We start from the raw sequence: 14897 nt of genomic DNA, 5'->3' as shown, positions 1-14897 counted from the left end.
CCCGGTGGCCCGTCCTCCCCGTGCGGTTTTCGTCACGCTGCTGGCCTGCACGCTGTTGGCCGGCCTGACGAACGGCGCGCAGGCAGTGCGTGGCTCGTCGCAGCGTGGCACCGCCGCCCCCGCAGTACTGGCGCCGGCCAAACCCAAGGGCACCGCGCCCACTCCGGTCGGCGTACAGAAGGTGCTGGCGGCGGCACTCAAGGACCCGTCGCTGGGCAGGCATCACGGTGTCTACGTGTACGACGCGTCGCGCGGCAAGGCTGTCTACTCGGCTGGTACTGCGACGGGGTTCGTGCCGGCGTCCACGATGAAGCTGCTGACCACGGTGTCGGCGCTGGAGACGATGGGGCCGGACCACACGTTCACCACGAAGGTGGTGCGCTCCGGGGCTGGCTCGATCGTCCTGGTCGGCGGCGGGGACCCGTTGCTGACGACGAAGCGAGTCACGGACCCGCTGGACTTCCCGCCGCGCGCCTCCCTGCAGGAGCTCGCCGCCAGTACTGCGATCGCCCTCAAGGCCGAGGGGGTCACCAGCGTCACCCTCGGGTACGACGCCGGCCTGTTCACCGGACCCGCCGCGAACGCGAAGTGGGAGCCGAACTACCTCACCGAGGGGATCGCCGCCCGGACCTCCGCCCTGTGGGTGAACGAGGGACGGCTGACTCCGGGAATGGCGAGGCGGGCGACCTCTCCGGCTCAGGCGGCTGCCAGTGCGTTTGCGCTGCAGCTGCGGGCTGTCGGGATCACCGTGGCGAAGGCGATCAAGCCAGCGGTGGCCGCCTCGTCGGAGGAGGAGGTCGCCCAGGTGCACTCGGCGTCGCTCGGGGACATCGTCGAGTACGTCAACCTGCACAGCGACAACGACGGCGCCGAGGTGCTGCTGCGGCACGTCGGGCTGGCGACGGACAACGGCGGCTCCTACGCCGGTGGGATCGAGGGAGTCCGGACCACGCTGACCAAGTTGGGGCTGAACGTCAGCAAGACTCGGATCGAGGACGGCAGCGGGCTGTCGCGAACCAACCAGGTGCCGCTCGACGTGCTCGCCGGCGCGGTCCGGGTGGCGGCCTCGCCTGACAATCCGCAACTACGCCACCTGCTGACGGGTCTCCCGGTGGCCGGCTTCACCGGAAGCCTCGAAGACCGCTTCGCCAGCCCTGGTACAAGTGCAGGCACCGGCCTGGTCCGCGCCAAGACAGGCACTCTGACCGGCGTCCACTCTCTCGCCGGCCTGGTCCGCACCACCTCAGGCACCGTCCTCGTCTTCGCCGTAGCCACCGACACCGCCCCACCCGCCAAGGCCCTAGACGCCCGAGCCGCCCTGGACCGAGCCTCCGCTGCCCTCACCACCTGCGGCTGCACCAGCTGACCCCGCCTCAACCGGTCCGGGTGGGCGGGCGCGGGTTGGAACATGGCACTAGGGTCGAAACATGAGTACGGCGGAAGGTGGGACCGCGGCTGACATGGTCGACTGGCAGCTGGCGACGGGAGTGGCTCGCAAGCTGCTCCGGCCGGGGCCGGCGGTCAGTCGCGCCGAAGCGGACCAGGTGGTCGCCGAGCTGCGGCAGTTCGCTGCCGACTCGGAGCATCATGTGCGGGAGTTCACTGGGCTGCAGGCGACCTCCGCCACGGCACCCGTGGTGATCGTGGACCGCCCCGGCTGGGTGCAGGCCAACGCCGACGGCTTCAAGACCGTGCTGCAGCCCCTGGCGGACAAGCTGCGCGAGAAGCAGGAGCGGACCGGCGGGCTGTCGTCCGCGGTCGGTTCCCGCGTCACCGCGATCGAGGCCGGCGCGCTGCTGGCCTTCCTTTCTTCCCGGGTGCTCGGACAGTTCGACCCGTTCTACCCGTCCGAGCCCGACCCGGCCCGTCCCGACCTGACCGGCCGGCTGCTGCTGGTCGCGCCGAACGTGATGCACGTCGAGAACGAACTCGGCGTGGTACCGCGGGACTTCCGGCTCTGGGTGTGCCTGCACGAGGAGACCCACCGGGTGCAGTTCACCGCGGTCCCCTGGTTGCGGGACCACCTGCGGTCCGAGATCGCCTTGTTCCTGGACGAGGCCGAGCTGGACGCCTCGGCGTACGCGGCGATGTTCCGCGAAGCCGTGCAGCGGCTCGGGCGGTCGGTGAAGGGCGATGCCGAGCTCAGCCTGGTCGACCTGATGCAGTCGCCGGAGCAGCGGGCGGTGCTGGACCGGCTGACCGCGGTGATGTCGCTGCTGGAGGGCCACGCGGACTTCGTGATGGACGGCGTCGGGCCGAGCGTCATCCCGACCGTGGACACCATCCGCGCCAAGTTCACCTCCCGCCGGACGAGCGGCAGCCCGGTGGACCAGTTGCTGAAGCGGCTGCTCGGGCTGGACGCCAAGCTCAAGCAGTACCAGGACGGTGCCGCCTTCGTCCGGCGCGTGGTCGACCGGGTCGGCATGGCGGGCTTCAACCGGGTGTGGACGGGCCCGAACACCCTCCCCACCAAGAACGAGATCGCCAACCCCGATGCCTGGGTCTCCCGACTCCACGGCTGACACCGCGCCGGTCGACGGGCCGGTCGACGGGCCGGCCAAGGAGCCGGTGGAGGAAATGGTGGCGGAGCGGCGTGGCCGGCTCCACCCCGCGATCGCGCGGACGCGGGAAGCCGTGCGCGCGGGACTCGTCGAGCTACCCCGCGGGACGCTTGTGCTGGTCGCCTGCTCCGGTGGCGCTGACTCGCTCGCGCTGGCCGCTGCGACTGCCTTCGAGGCGCCGAAGCTCGGACTCCGGGCCGGGGCGGTGATCGTCGACCACGGGCTGCAGGCGGACTCCGCCCACGTCGCGGAGACCGCTGCGGACCAGTGCCGCTCGCTGGGCCTCGATCCGGTCCAGGTGCGCGCAGTAGAGGTCGGAACCGAGGGCGGCCCTGAAGGAGCCGCCCGCAGAGCCCGGTACGACGCCCTGCGCGACGCCGCCGACGAGTTCGGCGCAGACGTGATCCTCCTGGCTCACACCCGGGACGACCAGGCCGAGACCGTCCTGCTCGGGTTGGCCCGTGGTTCAGGTGCCCGGTCGCTGGCGGGGATGGCTCCGGCGGCAGGACTGCTCCGACGTCCCCTGCTGGCCGTGCCACGGAGTACTACGGCCGCCGCGTGCATCGCGTCGGGCCTGCGGCCGTGGCACGACCCGCACAACGACGACCCGACGCACAGGCGAGTGCGGGTGCGGCACGAGGTGCTGCCGGTGCTCGAGGAGGCACTCGGGCCCGGTGTGACCGAGGCGCTCGCCCGGACTGCGGGGCTGCTCCGGGCCGACGCCGACGCGCTTGACGTCCTAGCGGCCGACCTCGCGGAGACCGCGGTACGGCGTACCGAGGACGAGGTGGTCTGCGACATCGGCATGCTCGAGGTGGAACCGACCGCTATCCGGACCAGGGCGCTTCGGCAGGCGGCCCTCGAAGCCGGCTGCAAAGCGACGGATCTCACAGCGGGCCACATCGCCGCCGTCGACCTGCTGATCACGGACTGGCGCGGGCAACGCTGGATCGACCTGCCACAAGGCGTTCGGGCCGTCCGGCGCGACGGCTCGATCGTGCTCGCTCCCGGGCTGACCTGACCGGTCAGGGCCCGCCCCCGGATTGATCGGATCGGGCCTGCGTATGACACGCTGATCAAGTGGATGCGGCGGACATCGAGAAGGACCTGACCAAGATCCTCCATACCGAGGACGAGATCCTGGCCAAGCTCAAGGAACTGGCCGTGCGGATCGAGGCCGACTACGAGGGCAAGGACCTGCTGGTGATCGGCGTCCTCAAAGGTGCCGTGATGGTGATGGCCGACCTGGCCCGCTCCTTCCGCCGGCACGTCGAGATGGACTGGATGGCCATCTCCTCCTACGGCTCGGGCACCAAGTCGTCCGGGGTGGTGCGGATCCTGAAGGACCTGGACACCGACATCACCAACCGGCACGTGCTGATCGTCGAGGACATCATCGACACCGGGCTGACGCTGAGCTGGCTGGTCAGCAACCTGCAGTCCCGCAAGCCCGCCTCGGTGGAGATCTGCACCGCGTTCCGCAAGCCGGACGCGGCCAAGATGGCGGTCCCGGTGAAGTACGTCGGTTTCGACATCCCGGACGAGTTCGTGGTCGGCTACGGCCTGGACTACGCCGAGAAGTACCGGAACCTGCGCTGCGTGGCGACCCTCGCTCCACACGTCTACTCCTGATTGGGCGAGAAGGTGGTGACAGTGTCACCCGGCGAAGTTGGTGACAGGCTGTAGACAGGCCCCGTACCGTCGTTCGGTGACCCTCGTGGTGGGCACGCTTGCCCGACACGAGACACTTGGACTTGGTATTACCGTCACAAGCCCACACACCCGGGCCTGCTGAGCTAGGAGGGACGGGGCGTCTGCCCTGATCATGGACGTGAAGCGCATCTTCCGCGGACCCCTGTTCTGGATCGTCATCGCCTTTTTGGGCGTCCTGGTGATCGGACAGCTCCTGACCGGCTCGACCGGCTACAAGACCGAGCCCACCGGCCAGGTCGTGCAACTGATCCAGCAGGCCACCACGTCGAGCGACAAGACGCTGAAGTCGGTGACGTTGATCGACCCGGACCAGGAGATCCGGGTCGAGAAGACCGACGGCACCAAGGTGCGGGCCCACTGGGTCGACGGCCAGGCCAACACGCTGGGCACCCAGCTGCAGACCCTCTTCCAGCAGGGCAAGCTCGAGAAGTACGACGTGGAGAACCCGAAGCCGAGCTTCATCGGTCAGGTGTTCTCGACGCTGATCCCATTCCTGCTGATCGCCGTGGTCTTCATCTTCTTGATGAACTCGATGCAGGGCGGTGGCTCGCGGGTGATGAGCTTCGCCAAGTCGAAGGCCAAGCTGATCACCAAGGACACCCCGAAGACGACCTTCGCGGACGTGGCCGGGTGTGACGAGGCGATCGAGGAACTCGGCGAGATCAAGGAGTTCCTGCAAGAGCCCGGGAAGTTCCAGGCGGTCGGCGCGAAGATCCCGAAGGGCGTCCTGCTGTACGGCCAGCCCGGTACGGGTAAGACCCTGCTGGCCCGGGCCGTCGCCGGTGAGGCAGGCGTGCCGTTCTACTCGATCTCCGGCTCGGACTTCGTCGAGATGTTCGTCGGTGTCGGCGCCTCCCGGGTCCGCGACCTGTTCGAGACCGCGAAGACCAACGCCCCGGCGATCGTCTTCATCGACGAGATCGACGCCGTCGGCCGGCACCGTGGCGCGGGCCTCGGCGGTGGCCACGACGAGCGCGAGCAGACGCTGAACCAGTTGCTGGTCGAGATGGACGGCTTCGACGTGCGCGGCGGTGTGATCCTGATCGCGGCCACCAACCGTCCGGACGTGCTCGACCCGGCGCTGCTGCGCCCGGGCCGCTTCGACCGCCAGATCGCGGTCGACGCTCCGGACCTGCCGGGTCGCGAGAAGATCCTGAAGGTGCACGCCCGCGGCAAGCCGATGTCGGAGAACGCCGACCTGCGCGCGGTGGCCCGCCGTACGCCGGGCTTCACCGGTGCCGACCTGGCCAACGTGCTGAACGAGGCGGCGCTGCTCACCGCCCGGCTGAACAAGCAGCAGATCGACAAGAACGCGCTGGACGAGGCGATCGACCGCGTCATCGCCGGACCGCAGCGCCGGACCCGGCTGATGTCGGACAAGGAGAAGGTGCTCACGGCGTACCACGAGGGCGGACACGCCCTGGTGGCCGCGGCGCTGCCGCACTCCGACCCGGTGCACAAGGTGACGATCCTGCCGCGTGGCCGTGCGCTGGGCTACACGATGGTGCTCCCGGACGAGGACAAGTACTCGACCACCCGGTCGGAGATGCTCGACAAGCTCGCCTACATGCTCGGTGGCCGCGCCGCCGAGGAGATGGTGTTCCACGACCCGACCACGGGCGCGAGCAACGACATCGAGAAGGCGACCGCGCTCGCCCGGGCGATGGTCACGCAGTACGGCATGACCGAGCGGCTGGGTGCGATCAAGTTCGGCCAGGACTCCGGCGAGCCCTTCCTGGGCAGGGATCTGGGCAGCCAGCGCAACTACTCCGAGGAGATCGCCGCGGCGGTCGACGAGGAGGTCGGCAAGCTGATCCTGAACGCGCACCAGGAGGCCTTCGACACCCTGGCCGAGAACCGCGCGGTGCTGGACCACCTGGTCGAGGAGCTGCTCGAGAAGGAGACCCTCGACAAGGCCGAGATCGCCCGCATCTTCGCGCCGATCCAGAAGCGTGAGCTGCGGCCGGCCTGGACCGGTTCGTCCACCCGGGTGCCGTCGGAGCAGCCGCCGGTGATGCCGCTGCCTAGCCGGGGCGAGCAGAACGGCTCGCTGTCCGACGTGATCCCCGGCGGAACGGTCGGACCGGACGAGGCCGCGCACGGCCCGAACTACGGTGGTGGCCCCACTCCGCCCGCGGAGTGACCGGGTGACCTCGCCGAAGTTCGATCACGCCCGGGCCGAGCGTGCGATCCGGGAACTGCTGATCGCGATCGGCGAGGACCCGGATCGTGAAGGCCTGAAGGACACCCCGGCCCGCGTCGCGCGCTCGTACGCCGAGATCACGGCCGGGCTGGGGCAGAACCCCGAGGACGTGCTGACCACCACGTTCGACCTCGGCCACGACGAGATGGTGCTGGTCAAGGACATCGAGGTCTGGTCGGTCTGCGAGCATCACCTGGTCCCGTTCACCGGGGTGGCCCACGTCGGCTACATCCCGAGCGCGGACGGGCGGATCACCGGGCTGTCGAAGCTCGCCCGGCTGGTCGACGTATACGCGAAACGCCCGCAGGTGCAGGAGCGGTTGACCACCCAGGTGGCCGAATCCTTGGTGGAGCTGCTGAAGCCGCGCGGCGTGATCGTGGTGATCGTGTGCGAGCACCTCTGCATGACCATGCGGGGCGTCCGCAAGCCGGGCGCCAAGACGATCACCTCGGCCGTCCGCGGCCAGCTCCGCGACCCGGTCACCCGGGCCGAGGCGATGAGCCTGATCGTCGGCTGACGCCGTACCCGTAGCCTCACCGCGCCGGTTTCGTTGAACATTTCGGCGCCGTAGCCATGGACAATCTGTGTCTGAGCGAATACTTTCCGTAGTGGTGCTTTGTCGCACAAGCAGGGCGCCGGCGTGAGGAGGAAGGTATGTCAGGGCGTTTTCGGGTCGGCGCCGCTCTCACCTGGATCGTCGTACTGACGGCTGCCGGGCTGATCGCGGCGAACGGCGCGCAAGCGGATCCCCGGACCGCTGCGGTGGGTGACGCCGAGTTGCCCGTGGCGGACCAGCAGTTGCTGCAGGTCCAGAGCCAGGCGCAGGACCTGGAGGACAAGCTCGGGTCCCGGGCCGTCGGCAGTTATGTCGACGAGACGGGTGCCCTGGTGATCGCCGTGACCGATCTGGCCACCGCGGAGCTCATCCGGCAGGCCGGCGCGATCCCGCGGCTGGTGCGCTTCACCGCGGACCAACTGCTCGCCATCCAGCGCGAGCTCGACCACGTGGCGATCGGCTCCGGCGCGGGCCGGGTCAGGTCCTGGTTCGTCGATCCCCGCAGCGGGACGGTCGTCGTCACGGTCCCGTCGGGCGCTCGCGACGCGCTGACCAAGCGGTTCCTGCGCAAGGCGCAGGCCAACGGCGACAAGGTGACGATCCGCCGGGCCCCGGGCGTGGTGACCACCACCGACGGCGAGTTCGGCCTGCTGGGCGGCTATCAGGTGGACAAGAACACCGGCTACACCTGCTCGCTCGGGTTCAACGCCCGGACGACGGACGGCGCCCGGATCTTCCTGACCGCGGGGCACTGCACCGCGGGCAAGCCGTCCTTCTCCCGCAACGGCTACATCCTCGGCACCACCAGGTCCTCGAGCTTCCCGGGCAACGACTACGGCTCGGTGAACGTGATCGAGGGCTGGGACCAGCGCGGCCTGGTCGAGCGCTGGGGCGCCACCGACGTGATGATCCGCGGCTCGGCGGACGCGATGGTCGGCGCCACCCTCTGCAAGTCCGGCAAGAGCACCGGCTGGACCTGCGGGCAGATCGTGGCCCGCAACGTCACGGTGAACTACGGCAACAACAGGATCGTCAAGGGCCTGTTCCAGCACACCGCTTGCGTGGAGGCCGGCGACTCCGGCGGTGCCAACATGACCGGCGACTACGCGCAGGGCATCACCAGCGGGGCCGCGCTGATCAGCGGCCAGTGCATGGACAAGCACGGGCAGGCGAACGAGTCCTACTCACAACCGATCGGTGAGGCGCTGTCCGCTAGCGGCGCCTCATTGGTACTGGGTTAGCGACCCCCGGCGGAGCCGGGAGTTGATGGGGGCCTGGTACCTAGGTGGGGCGGTTCGGGCACGGCCACTACGGTGGTCGGGTGCGAACTGCCCCACCGAGTCATGTCGAAGGCCTGCCCACACCGGACCGCTGTCTGGTGATGGGTGTCGTCAACGTGACCCCGGACTCCTTCTCCGACGGTGGTGAGTGGTTCGAGCCGTCGGCCGCGATCAAGCACGGCCGCGAGTTGCTGGCCGAGGGTGCGGACCTGCTCGACGTCGGCGGCGAGTCCACCCGGCCGGGCGCCGAACGGCCCGCGTCGGCCGAGGAGATCCGCCGGGTACTGCCGGTGATCGAAACCCTCGCCGCCGAGGGAGCACTGATCTCGGTGGACACCATGCGGGCCGAGGTCGCCACCCTCGCGCTCGACGCAGGCGCCGTGATGGTGAACGACGTCTCCGGCGGCCTGGCCGATCCGGACATGCTCGGCTTGGTGGCACAACGCGGTTCGCCGTACGTGTGCATGCATTGGCGTGGGCACTCCGCCGACATGCAGCAGCGGGCGCAGTACGACGATGTGGTGGCAGAGGTGATCGCGGAGCTCGGCGAGCGGCTGGAGGCGATCCAGCAGGCTGGAGTGGACTTGAACAAGGTTGCACTGGACCCCGGACTGGGGTTCGCGAAGAACGCGGACCACAACTGGGAAGTCCTGCGCCGGCTCCGGGAGTTCGGTGTCCTCGGGCGGCCGTTGCTGATCGGTGCGTCCCGCAAGGCGTTCCTCGGTAGGCTGCTCGCCGACGAGAAGACCGGCGAGCCGAGACCGGCCGTCCGACGAGACGACGCCAGCGCGGCCGTCTCCGCCCTCGCCGCCGCGGCGGGCGCCTGGTGCGTCCGGGCCCATGCGGTGGCGCCGAGTGCGGATGCGGTGCGGGTGGCGCGTAGGTGGGGAGCGGTATGACGGAAGAGCCGGGCGGCACGCGGCGAGGGACGAGTGCCTCCGCCGAGAGCGTTGTGCTGAACGCGAACACGGCGTTCTACAACGCGTTCGAGGCGGGTGACCTGGACCTGATGGCCGCGGTCTGGCTGCCGGAACCCGATCCGGTCTGCATCCACCCGGGCAACGCCGCGATCTACGGCTACAGCGAGATGATGCGGGCCTGGGCGATGATCTTCGCCAATACGCCGTACATCCAGTTCTTCCTCACCGACGTACAGGTAAGAGTGGATGAAGACGTGGCTTACGTCACGTGTACGGAGAATGTCCTGTCCTCCGGCGAAGGGGCCCCGGAAGAGGGTTTCGCGGGGGGCAAGGCACTGGCCACGAACGTCTTCAGGAAAACTTCTTCCGGCTGGCGGTTGTGGATCCACCACGCCTCCCCGGTACTGTCGTCTGGGGGTCGACAGGAGGAGGCGGAGTGAGCGGTTCCGTGATGCCTGCCGCCGGACCTCCTGACGTCATCGAGATCCGCGGCATCCGCGGCTTCGGCCGGCACGGCGTCTTCGACCACGAACGGGCCGAGGGCCAGGAGTTCGTGGTGGACGTCCGGCTCGAGCTCGACACCCGCAAGGCCGCGGCGACCGACGACCTGGCCGACACCGTGAACTACGGCGTGGTCGCGGAGCAGGTGCACGCCGCCATCGAGAACGACCCAGTCGACCTGATTGAGACACTGGCACAACGGATCGCGGATCTGTGCCTCGCCGACCGGCGGGTGAGCGGAACCGCGGTGACCATCCACAAACCCTCGGCGCCGATCAAGGTGCCGTTCGACGACGTTGTCCTGACCGTGCAGCGCAGAGCCGGAGAATCCTCGTGACCGAGACCCCTAGCCCCCACGTCATCGATGCGGACACCCTCAGCGGTGGCCTCAAGCCGATCCGTCAGGTGATCCTGTCGCTCGGCAGCAATCTCGGCGACCGTGAGGCGAACCTGCAGGGCGGCGTCGACGCACTGCGGGACACCCCCGACGTCGTCGTCGTCGACGTCTCGCCGGTCTATGAGACCGAGCCGGTCGGCGGCCCGGACGAGTCCGGCCCGTACCTGAACATCGTGTTGCTCGCCGACACCACGTTGTCGGTCGACACGCTGCTGGACCGCGCACACGCGGTCGAGCAGGCGTTCGGCCGGGAGCGCAGCGTGCCGGGAGCGCCGCGAACCCTGGACGTCGACCTGATCACCTACGGCAAGAAGACGATCGAGTCCGAGGAGCTGACGGTGCCGCACCCGCGGGCGCACGAGCGCGCCTTCGTGCTGGCGCCGTGGCTCGACATCGAGCCCGACGCGGTCCTGCCCGGCGTCGGCCCGGTGGCGGAACTGCTCGCCGCTGTCGGCAGCGCCGGGGTGAAGAAGATCGACGACCTCACCATCGAGCTGCAGTAGTGGTGTCAGGCGGTCCCGGCCCGGATCGTGCTCCAGGCGCAGGCAAAGAACCACCGCGTCCTGGCTCGGTCCGGCCGACCTCCCGTCGGCTGCTGGTCGCGATCGTCGTCCTCGGGGCGGCGATCGGCTGGACCCTGGTCAAGGCGATCGAGTCCGGCGGCGGCGTCGCGCCGACGGTGTCCTGGCTCACGCTGGTCGCCTGGGGCTTCCTGGCCGCGCTGCTGTTCGCCGCCGCCCGCAATACCCACCAGCGGATCCAGGTCCGCCGGGAGCGGATCGAGCCGTCGCGCGCGGTCTTCCTGCTGCTGATCGGAAAAGCCTCGGCATTCGTCGGCGCGTTGTGTACCGGTGTTTACGCAGGGTTCGCGTTATCCTTCCTGGGCGCGCTCGGTTCCTCCGGGCCGCGCAACCGCGTGATCACAGCCGGTGCTGCGGCGGTGATCTCAGTGCTGGTCGTGATGGCCGGATTGCTCCTCGAACGGGCGTGTCGTATCCCCGATGATCCCGAGGACACCCCCTAACATGTCGGTCCATGGGGTCAAGGGGTAGCCGCCGTCGAACCAGGGCCACAGTTCTCGCCGTCGCGAACGGCTTACTGGTCGTCATCTGCCTGACTGTGAGCATCGCTCTCTTCTCCCAGAATCAGTGGATCCTGCGCGCCGCCGCGGCCGCCGCCGTCCTGGGCGCGATCGGCGCCTCCTTCCTGGTCCGCCACCAGCTCCTGGTCGAACGCCTCGCCCACAGCGACGAGCGCGCCCAGGTGGCCCAGGAGTACTCCCGCATCACCAGCGCCCGCGTGGTCGAGAACGCCGAGTTCGTCGACCTGATGCAGCGCCGCCTGGACCGGATCGACGAGCGCCTCGACAAGATCGACGAGGAGGTCGCCACCGTAGTTGCCGCCGGCGACAAACACTCGATCGCCGACGCCCCCACCGTGGTCGACCTGAAGCTCCGCGGTCTAGCTGCCAGTTGACGTACTCCGAGCTCCACGCGGCTCTGCTGGGCTGGATCCGGATCAGCTGAGTCGGCGGGCGATGACGGCTTGCTCGTGCTCGAAAGCCGGCGCCAGCTGGTCGAGCTGCCTCTTCGTCTGACCAAGCTGAGTTGCCACGTCTCGCCAACGTGAGACCGCCTTCGCGACCTCGGCCATCGCCGCCTTCGCCTCCGACCGGTCGAGGCGGAACATCTCGGCAACATCCAGGGCCAGCTCGACGCTGGCGTCGGTGTCCGTCTCGTTGATCGTGGTCGAGAGGTACTTGGCGCCGGGCGAAGGATCAGGGTTCAGATCGAAGGCAGGCGACAGCGCCCACGAACTGGTGAGCAGCCGGAGGAACCCGTGGTTGCGCAGATGATCGTCGAGGTTGGAGCTGAGGACGGAGAAGACCATCCGCTTCCAGAGTTGGCGGAGCTCCGCACTCGCGGCGGCTGAATGCTCCTCGATGACCGCGCCGATGTCGAGATAGCTGCCGGTGTCGCCGTCGCGCGCTTCGAGCATCGTCATCGCGCTGACGTAGCCGATCCGGCGGGACGCCTTTCGATCGAAGCGGTTGATCACATGGACGTCTCGTCCCGCGATCTTCAGCAGTGTCGAGTCCGGTACGACGATGCCGGCTGCCCGGGCGAGGTCGAAGGCGACCTTCTCCCACGTCATGACGTTCCACTCGTCGGAGCGGCTGGGGAACTTCGCGATCGCGATCGCGCCGCTGTCGGTGCGAACGTGCGCCTTCGGCCGGGCGCCGCCGAGCGAGCTGCCGGCTCGGAGCAGCTTTGTCAGGCCGGCAAGGTCGGCATCGTCGTCTTCGGTCCTCTCGGCAAGGTCGAGCAGTGCGGGAAGGTCCGTGAGGGCCGGTACGCCGCTCGCGTCGTCGGCAATGAACCCGGTGGTCCCGGGCAGAGCGAACCGGATGGCGCCCTGCCTCAGGTCGTCGCGGACGCCGAGGAGGTAGCTGAATTCACTCAGAGTGCGGGGTGTCGAGGCCGCGTCCCTCGCGCGGCGCCGCTCAGCCTTGGTGATCAGAACCTTGCCCCAACGATCGGGAGAGCTGTCCGCGAAGGAGTGGAACATGGAGACGCCGACCGCGGTGTGCTGTGCGCCGATGGTGAGTGGCAGCGCCGGTTCGAGCGGATACGCCCGCGGGTCGGCAAGGTAAGACGGGTCGTAGAGGAACGTCGCCCACTCCGTGCCCCGTCCGTAGTGCGAGTTCAGTTGACCGGCTCTGACATCTTGTCCGTCGACCTGGACATGCACATCAACCTTGCTGGGCAACGGGTCACCCGTGGCAGCAATGGTGCGGTCGGCCTGATCGCCTCTCGGGGACTTAGCCATCGGAACGCTGCCGGGCCGGGCGCACTCGCTGAGGAAGCTCCTCGTCTGCGCGCAGACGACCGACGTCGGTCGTGTATGGATCCAGCGACGTTACCAACTGCTCGAGAACACCCAGTGCCCTCGCGACGCGAAGTGTGCTCTCGAGGCTCACGCCTTCGCCCGCCTCGAGCCGCCGAACGGTCCCTCGGGAGACTCCGGCGCGGTCTGCCACCTGCTCGGCAGTGAGGCGCTGGAGACGGCGCCAAGTGCTGAAGTGTTCACCAGCCGTCCTCAGTGCGCGCGCCACCGGGCGTGGCAGTGGTTTGGTCTGCCGAGGCATGCTATCTCCAAAGATAAGGATCTATTTTAGGCCCATTAGGGCTGATAGTGATCTAAAAATAGTACAGTATTTCTGGATTCAGCCTAGCTCGCCCTTGTGAGGATGTGTCGAGGTTCAGTGATCCTGCTGTGGATGAAGCAGTCGCCGACCTCGACGCCGAAACCTGGGCACAAGGCAGCCCGTTGTGGAGTGTCGGCCAGCCGGACGAGCGAGCGGCGTACGGACCGACAGAAGTACTACGTTTCTCTGCGCCTCAATCGCCTCGGTGAGCGTGGAGGTGGACGTTGCGAGCGACCTCTCCCTGTCGTTCGGTACAGCCGCGCCGGAATAGCTGCTCGGAATGGTCGTCCGCGCGAGGCGAGCCCGGGCCGCCTGACCACCACGCGGCGGCCTTGTAGCCACCGGCTATTTATCGATGTCGCCGACTACGAAGAACATTGAGCCGAGGATGGCGATCATGTCGGCGACGATGGTGTTCGGGAGCATCTCGGGGAGGACGGAGATGTTGTTGAAGCTGGCGGAGCGGAGTTTCATCCGCCAGGGGGTCTTGTCGCCTCGGGAGACCAGGTAGTAGCCGTTGATGCCCAGTGGGTTCTCGGTCCAGGCGTAGGTCTGGCCCTCGGGGACCTTGAGGATCTTGGGCAGCCGGACGTTGACCGGGCCGGCTGGCATCGTGCGGAGCCGGTCCAGGCAGGCGTCCACCAGGTCGAGGGACACCTTGACCTGCTCCAGCAGCACCGAGAACCGGGAGAAGCAGTCGCCGTCGGTGCGGGTCACCACTCGCAGTACGCCGTCGTGGGCGAGCTCCTCGTAGGCGAGGTAGGGCTCGTCGCGGCGCAGGTCGGCGTCGACGCCGGAGGCGCGGGCGATCGGGCCGGAGACGCCGTAGGCGGCGATCAGCTCGGGGGAGAGGCGACCGACGCCGACGGTCCGGGCCCGGAAGATCTCGTTGCCCAGGACAAGGTCCTCGATGTCGGGGAGCCGGCGGCGTACGGCGGCCGAGGCGGCCCCAGCGCGCTGCAGCCAGCCGAGCGGAAGGTCCTCCTTGAGGCCGCCGACCCGGTTGAACATGTAGTGCATCCGGCCGCCGGACAGCTCCTCCATCACCGCCTGGATCGTCTCGCGCTCGCGGAACGCGTAGAAGACCGGCGTGATCGCGCCGAGCTCCAGCGGGTAGGAGCCGAGGAACATCAGGTGGTTCAGGATCCGGTTCAGCTCGGCCAGCAGGGTGCGCAGCCAGACCGCCCGGACCGGGACCTCGAGGCCCATCATCCGCTCGACGGCGATCACCACGCCGAGCTCGTTGGAGAAGGCGGACAGCCAGTCGTGCCGGTTCGCCAGCACCAGGATCTGGCGGTAGTCGCGGACCTCGAAGAGCTTCTCCGCGCCGCGGTGCATGTAGCCGATGATCGGCTCGCAGCCGACGATCCGCTCGCCGTCCAGGGTCAGCCGCAACCGCAGTACGCCGTGCGTCGCGGGGTGCTGTGGGCCGATGTTGAGCACCATGTCAGTGGTGGGCAGCTCGGAACCGGAACCCGTGCCGCCGCGTTCGTACAGCGGATCCAGCCCAGCGGCTCCAGCCCCGATTCCCACCACTCTTTCGGTACTCATGACCCCT

The 14897-nt window shown here is 68.6% G+C and carries 16 protein-coding genes; 13 read left to right on the top strand and 3 right to left on the bottom strand.

Annotation, left to right across the window (positions count from 1 at the left end; genetic code table 11):
- Positions 1 to 4: 4 nt before the first annotated feature.
- From dacB to ACFPJ1_RS03715, 13 genes are all read left to right on the top strand, one after another.
- Complete coding sequence (gene dacB / locus ACFPJ1_RS03775; protein WP_380101389.1) at positions 5 to 1366, top strand: D-alanyl-D-alanine carboxypeptidase/D-alanyl-D-alanine endopeptidase; 1362 nt, start codon at positions 5 to 7, stop codon at positions 1364 to 1366.
- 61 nt (positions 1367 to 1427) lie between these two features.
- A complete protein-coding gene (locus tag ACFPJ1_RS03770) occupies positions 1428 to 2522 on the top strand; it encodes a zinc-dependent metalloprotease (RefSeq protein WP_380101387.1) in 1095 nt (364 codons plus the stop codon).
- Entirely contained in the window at positions 2494 to 3582 is a 1089-nt protein-coding gene (tilS, locus tag ACFPJ1_RS03765; RefSeq protein WP_380101386.1) for a tRNA lysidine(34) synthetase TilS, read from the top strand. Before ACFPJ1_RS03770 ends, tilS begins: the two co-directional genes overlap by 29 nt.
- A 59-nt stretch (positions 3583 to 3641) precedes the next feature.
- Positions 3642 to 4193, top strand: a complete 552-nt coding sequence (hpt, locus tag ACFPJ1_RS03760) for a hypoxanthine phosphoribosyltransferase (protein WP_132189578.1) — start codon at positions 3642 to 3644, stop codon at positions 4191 to 4193.
- A 193-nt stretch (positions 4194 to 4386) separates the two neighbouring features.
- The gene (gene ftsH, locus ACFPJ1_RS03755) at positions 4387 to 6417 is read left to right on the top strand and encodes an ATP-dependent zinc metalloprotease FtsH (protein ID WP_380101385.1); all 2031 of its coding nucleotides are present in this window, start codon (positions 4387 to 4389) and stop codon (positions 6415 to 6417) included.
- Positions 6418 to 6421: 4 nt separating this feature from the next.
- Complete coding sequence (folE, locus tag ACFPJ1_RS03750) at positions 6422 to 6994, top strand: GTP cyclohydrolase I FolE (RefSeq protein ID WP_465261061.1); 573 nt, start codon at positions 6422 to 6424, stop codon at positions 6992 to 6994.
- Between the two features lie 137 nt (positions 6995 to 7131).
- Positions 7132 to 8274 carry a S1 family peptidase gene (locus tag ACFPJ1_RS03745; protein WP_380101383.1) on the top strand — a complete coding sequence of 381 codons (1143 nt, stop codon included), beginning with the start codon at positions 7132 to 7134 and terminating at the stop codon, positions 8272 to 8274.
- 140 nt (positions 8275 to 8414) lie between these two features.
- Positions 8415 to 9212, top strand: coding sequence for a dihydropteroate synthase (gene folP, locus ACFPJ1_RS03740; RefSeq protein ID WP_380101515.1), 798 nt, complete (start codon positions 8415 to 8417; stop codon positions 9210 to 9212).
- Complete coding sequence (locus ACFPJ1_RS03735) at positions 9209 to 9673, top strand: nuclear transport factor 2 family protein (protein WP_132284383.1); 465 nt, start codon at positions 9209 to 9211, stop codon at positions 9671 to 9673. The genes folP and ACFPJ1_RS03735 overlap by 4 nt, the downstream gene beginning before the upstream one ends.
- Positions 9674 to 9684: 11 nt before the next feature.
- Positions 9685 to 10071: a dihydroneopterin aldolase gene (folB, locus tag ACFPJ1_RS03730; protein ID WP_380101513.1), complete on the top strand. Its 387-nt coding sequence runs from the start codon at positions 9685 to 9687 to the stop codon at positions 10069 to 10071.
- Entirely contained in the window at positions 10068 to 10634 is a 567-nt protein-coding gene (gene folK, locus ACFPJ1_RS03725) for a 2-amino-4-hydroxy-6-hydroxymethyldihydropteridine diphosphokinase (RefSeq protein WP_380101382.1), read from the top strand. The genes folB and folK overlap by 4 nt, the downstream gene beginning before the upstream one ends.
- Positions 10635 to 10636: 2 nt before the next feature.
- Entirely contained in the window at positions 10637 to 11155 is a 519-nt protein-coding gene (locus ACFPJ1_RS03720) for a DUF3180 domain-containing protein (RefSeq protein WP_380101381.1), read from the top strand.
- A gap of 95 nt (positions 11156 to 11250) precedes the next feature.
- The gene (locus ACFPJ1_RS03715; protein ID WP_380101380.1) at positions 11251 to 11607 is read left to right on the top strand and encodes a hypothetical protein; all 357 of its coding nucleotides are present in this window, start codon (positions 11251 to 11253) and stop codon (positions 11605 to 11607) included.
- A 42-nt stretch (positions 11608 to 11649) separates the two neighbouring features.
- Here ACFPJ1_RS03715 and ACFPJ1_RS03710 read toward each other — a convergent pair whose 3' ends face one another.
- The 3 genes from ACFPJ1_RS03710 to ACFPJ1_RS03700 form a co-directional block, all read right to left on the bottom strand.
- Entirely contained in the window at positions 11650 to 12960 is a 1311-nt protein-coding gene (locus ACFPJ1_RS03710; protein ID WP_380101379.1) for a type II toxin-antitoxin system HipA family toxin, read from the bottom strand.
- Positions 12953 to 13279 carry a helix-turn-helix domain-containing protein gene (locus ACFPJ1_RS03705; protein ID WP_380101378.1) on the bottom strand — a complete coding sequence of 109 codons (327 nt, stop codon included), beginning with the start codon at positions 13277 to 13279 and terminating at the stop codon, positions 12953 to 12955. The genes ACFPJ1_RS03710 and ACFPJ1_RS03705 overlap by 8 nt, the downstream gene beginning before the upstream one ends.
- Before the next feature lie 405 nt (positions 13280 to 13684).
- A complete protein-coding gene (locus tag ACFPJ1_RS03700) occupies positions 13685 to 14890 on the bottom strand; it encodes an NADH-quinone oxidoreductase subunit D (protein ID WP_380101377.1) in 1206 nt (401 codons plus the stop codon).
- Positions 14891 to 14897 lie beyond the last annotated feature (7 nt).

The sequence above is a fragment of the Kribbella qitaiheensis genome, assembly GCF_042657745.1.
In the GTDB taxonomy this organism is placed as follows: domain Bacteria; phylum Actinomycetota; class Actinomycetes; order Propionibacteriales; family Kribbellaceae; genus Kribbella; species Kribbella qitaiheensis.
The sequence above is the reverse complement of the archived record's forward strand: the minus strand, read 5'-3'. Positions and strand labels throughout refer to the sequence as shown.

What these genes read in the sequence shown, in the direction of transcription:
- ACFPJ1_RS03700 (WP_380101377.1), bottom strand. Translation starts at nt 14,890, where the DNA reads ATGAGTACCGAAAGAGTGGTGGGAATCGGGGCTGGAGCCGCTGGGCTG.
- ftsH (WP_380101385.1), top strand. Translation starts at nt 4,387, where the DNA reads ATGGACGTGAAGCGCATCTTCCGCGGACCCCTGTTCTGGATCGTCATC.
- ACFPJ1_RS03735 (WP_132284383.1), top strand. Translation starts at nt 9,209, where the DNA reads ATGACGGAAGAGCCGGGCGGCACGCGGCGAGGGACGAGTGCCTCCGCC.
- folB (WP_380101513.1), top strand. Translation starts at nt 9,685, where the DNA reads ATGCCTGCCGCCGGACCTCCTGACGTCATCGAGATCCGCGGCATCCGC.
- folP (WP_380101515.1), top strand. Translation starts at nt 8,415, where the DNA reads ATGGGTGTCGTCAACGTGACCCCGGACTCCTTCTCCGACGGTGGTGAG.
- tilS (WP_380101386.1), top strand. Translation starts at nt 2,494, where the DNA reads ATGCCTGGGTCTCCCGACTCCACGGCTGACACCGCGCCGGTCGACGGG.
- ACFPJ1_RS03710 (WP_380101379.1), bottom strand. Translation starts at nt 12,960, where the DNA reads ATGGCTAAGTCCCCGAGAGGCGATCAGGCCGACCGCACCATTGCTGCC.
- ACFPJ1_RS03770 (WP_380101387.1), top strand. Translation starts at nt 1,428, where the DNA reads ATGAGTACGGCGGAAGGTGGGACCGCGGCTGACATGGTCGACTGGCAG.
- ACFPJ1_RS03745 (WP_380101383.1), top strand. Translation starts at nt 7,132, where the DNA reads ATGTCAGGGCGTTTTCGGGTCGGCGCCGCTCTCACCTGGATCGTCGTA.
- ACFPJ1_RS03705 (WP_380101378.1), bottom strand. Translation starts at nt 13,279, where the DNA reads ATGCCTCGGCAGACCAAACCACTGCCACGCCCGGTGGCGCGCGCACTG.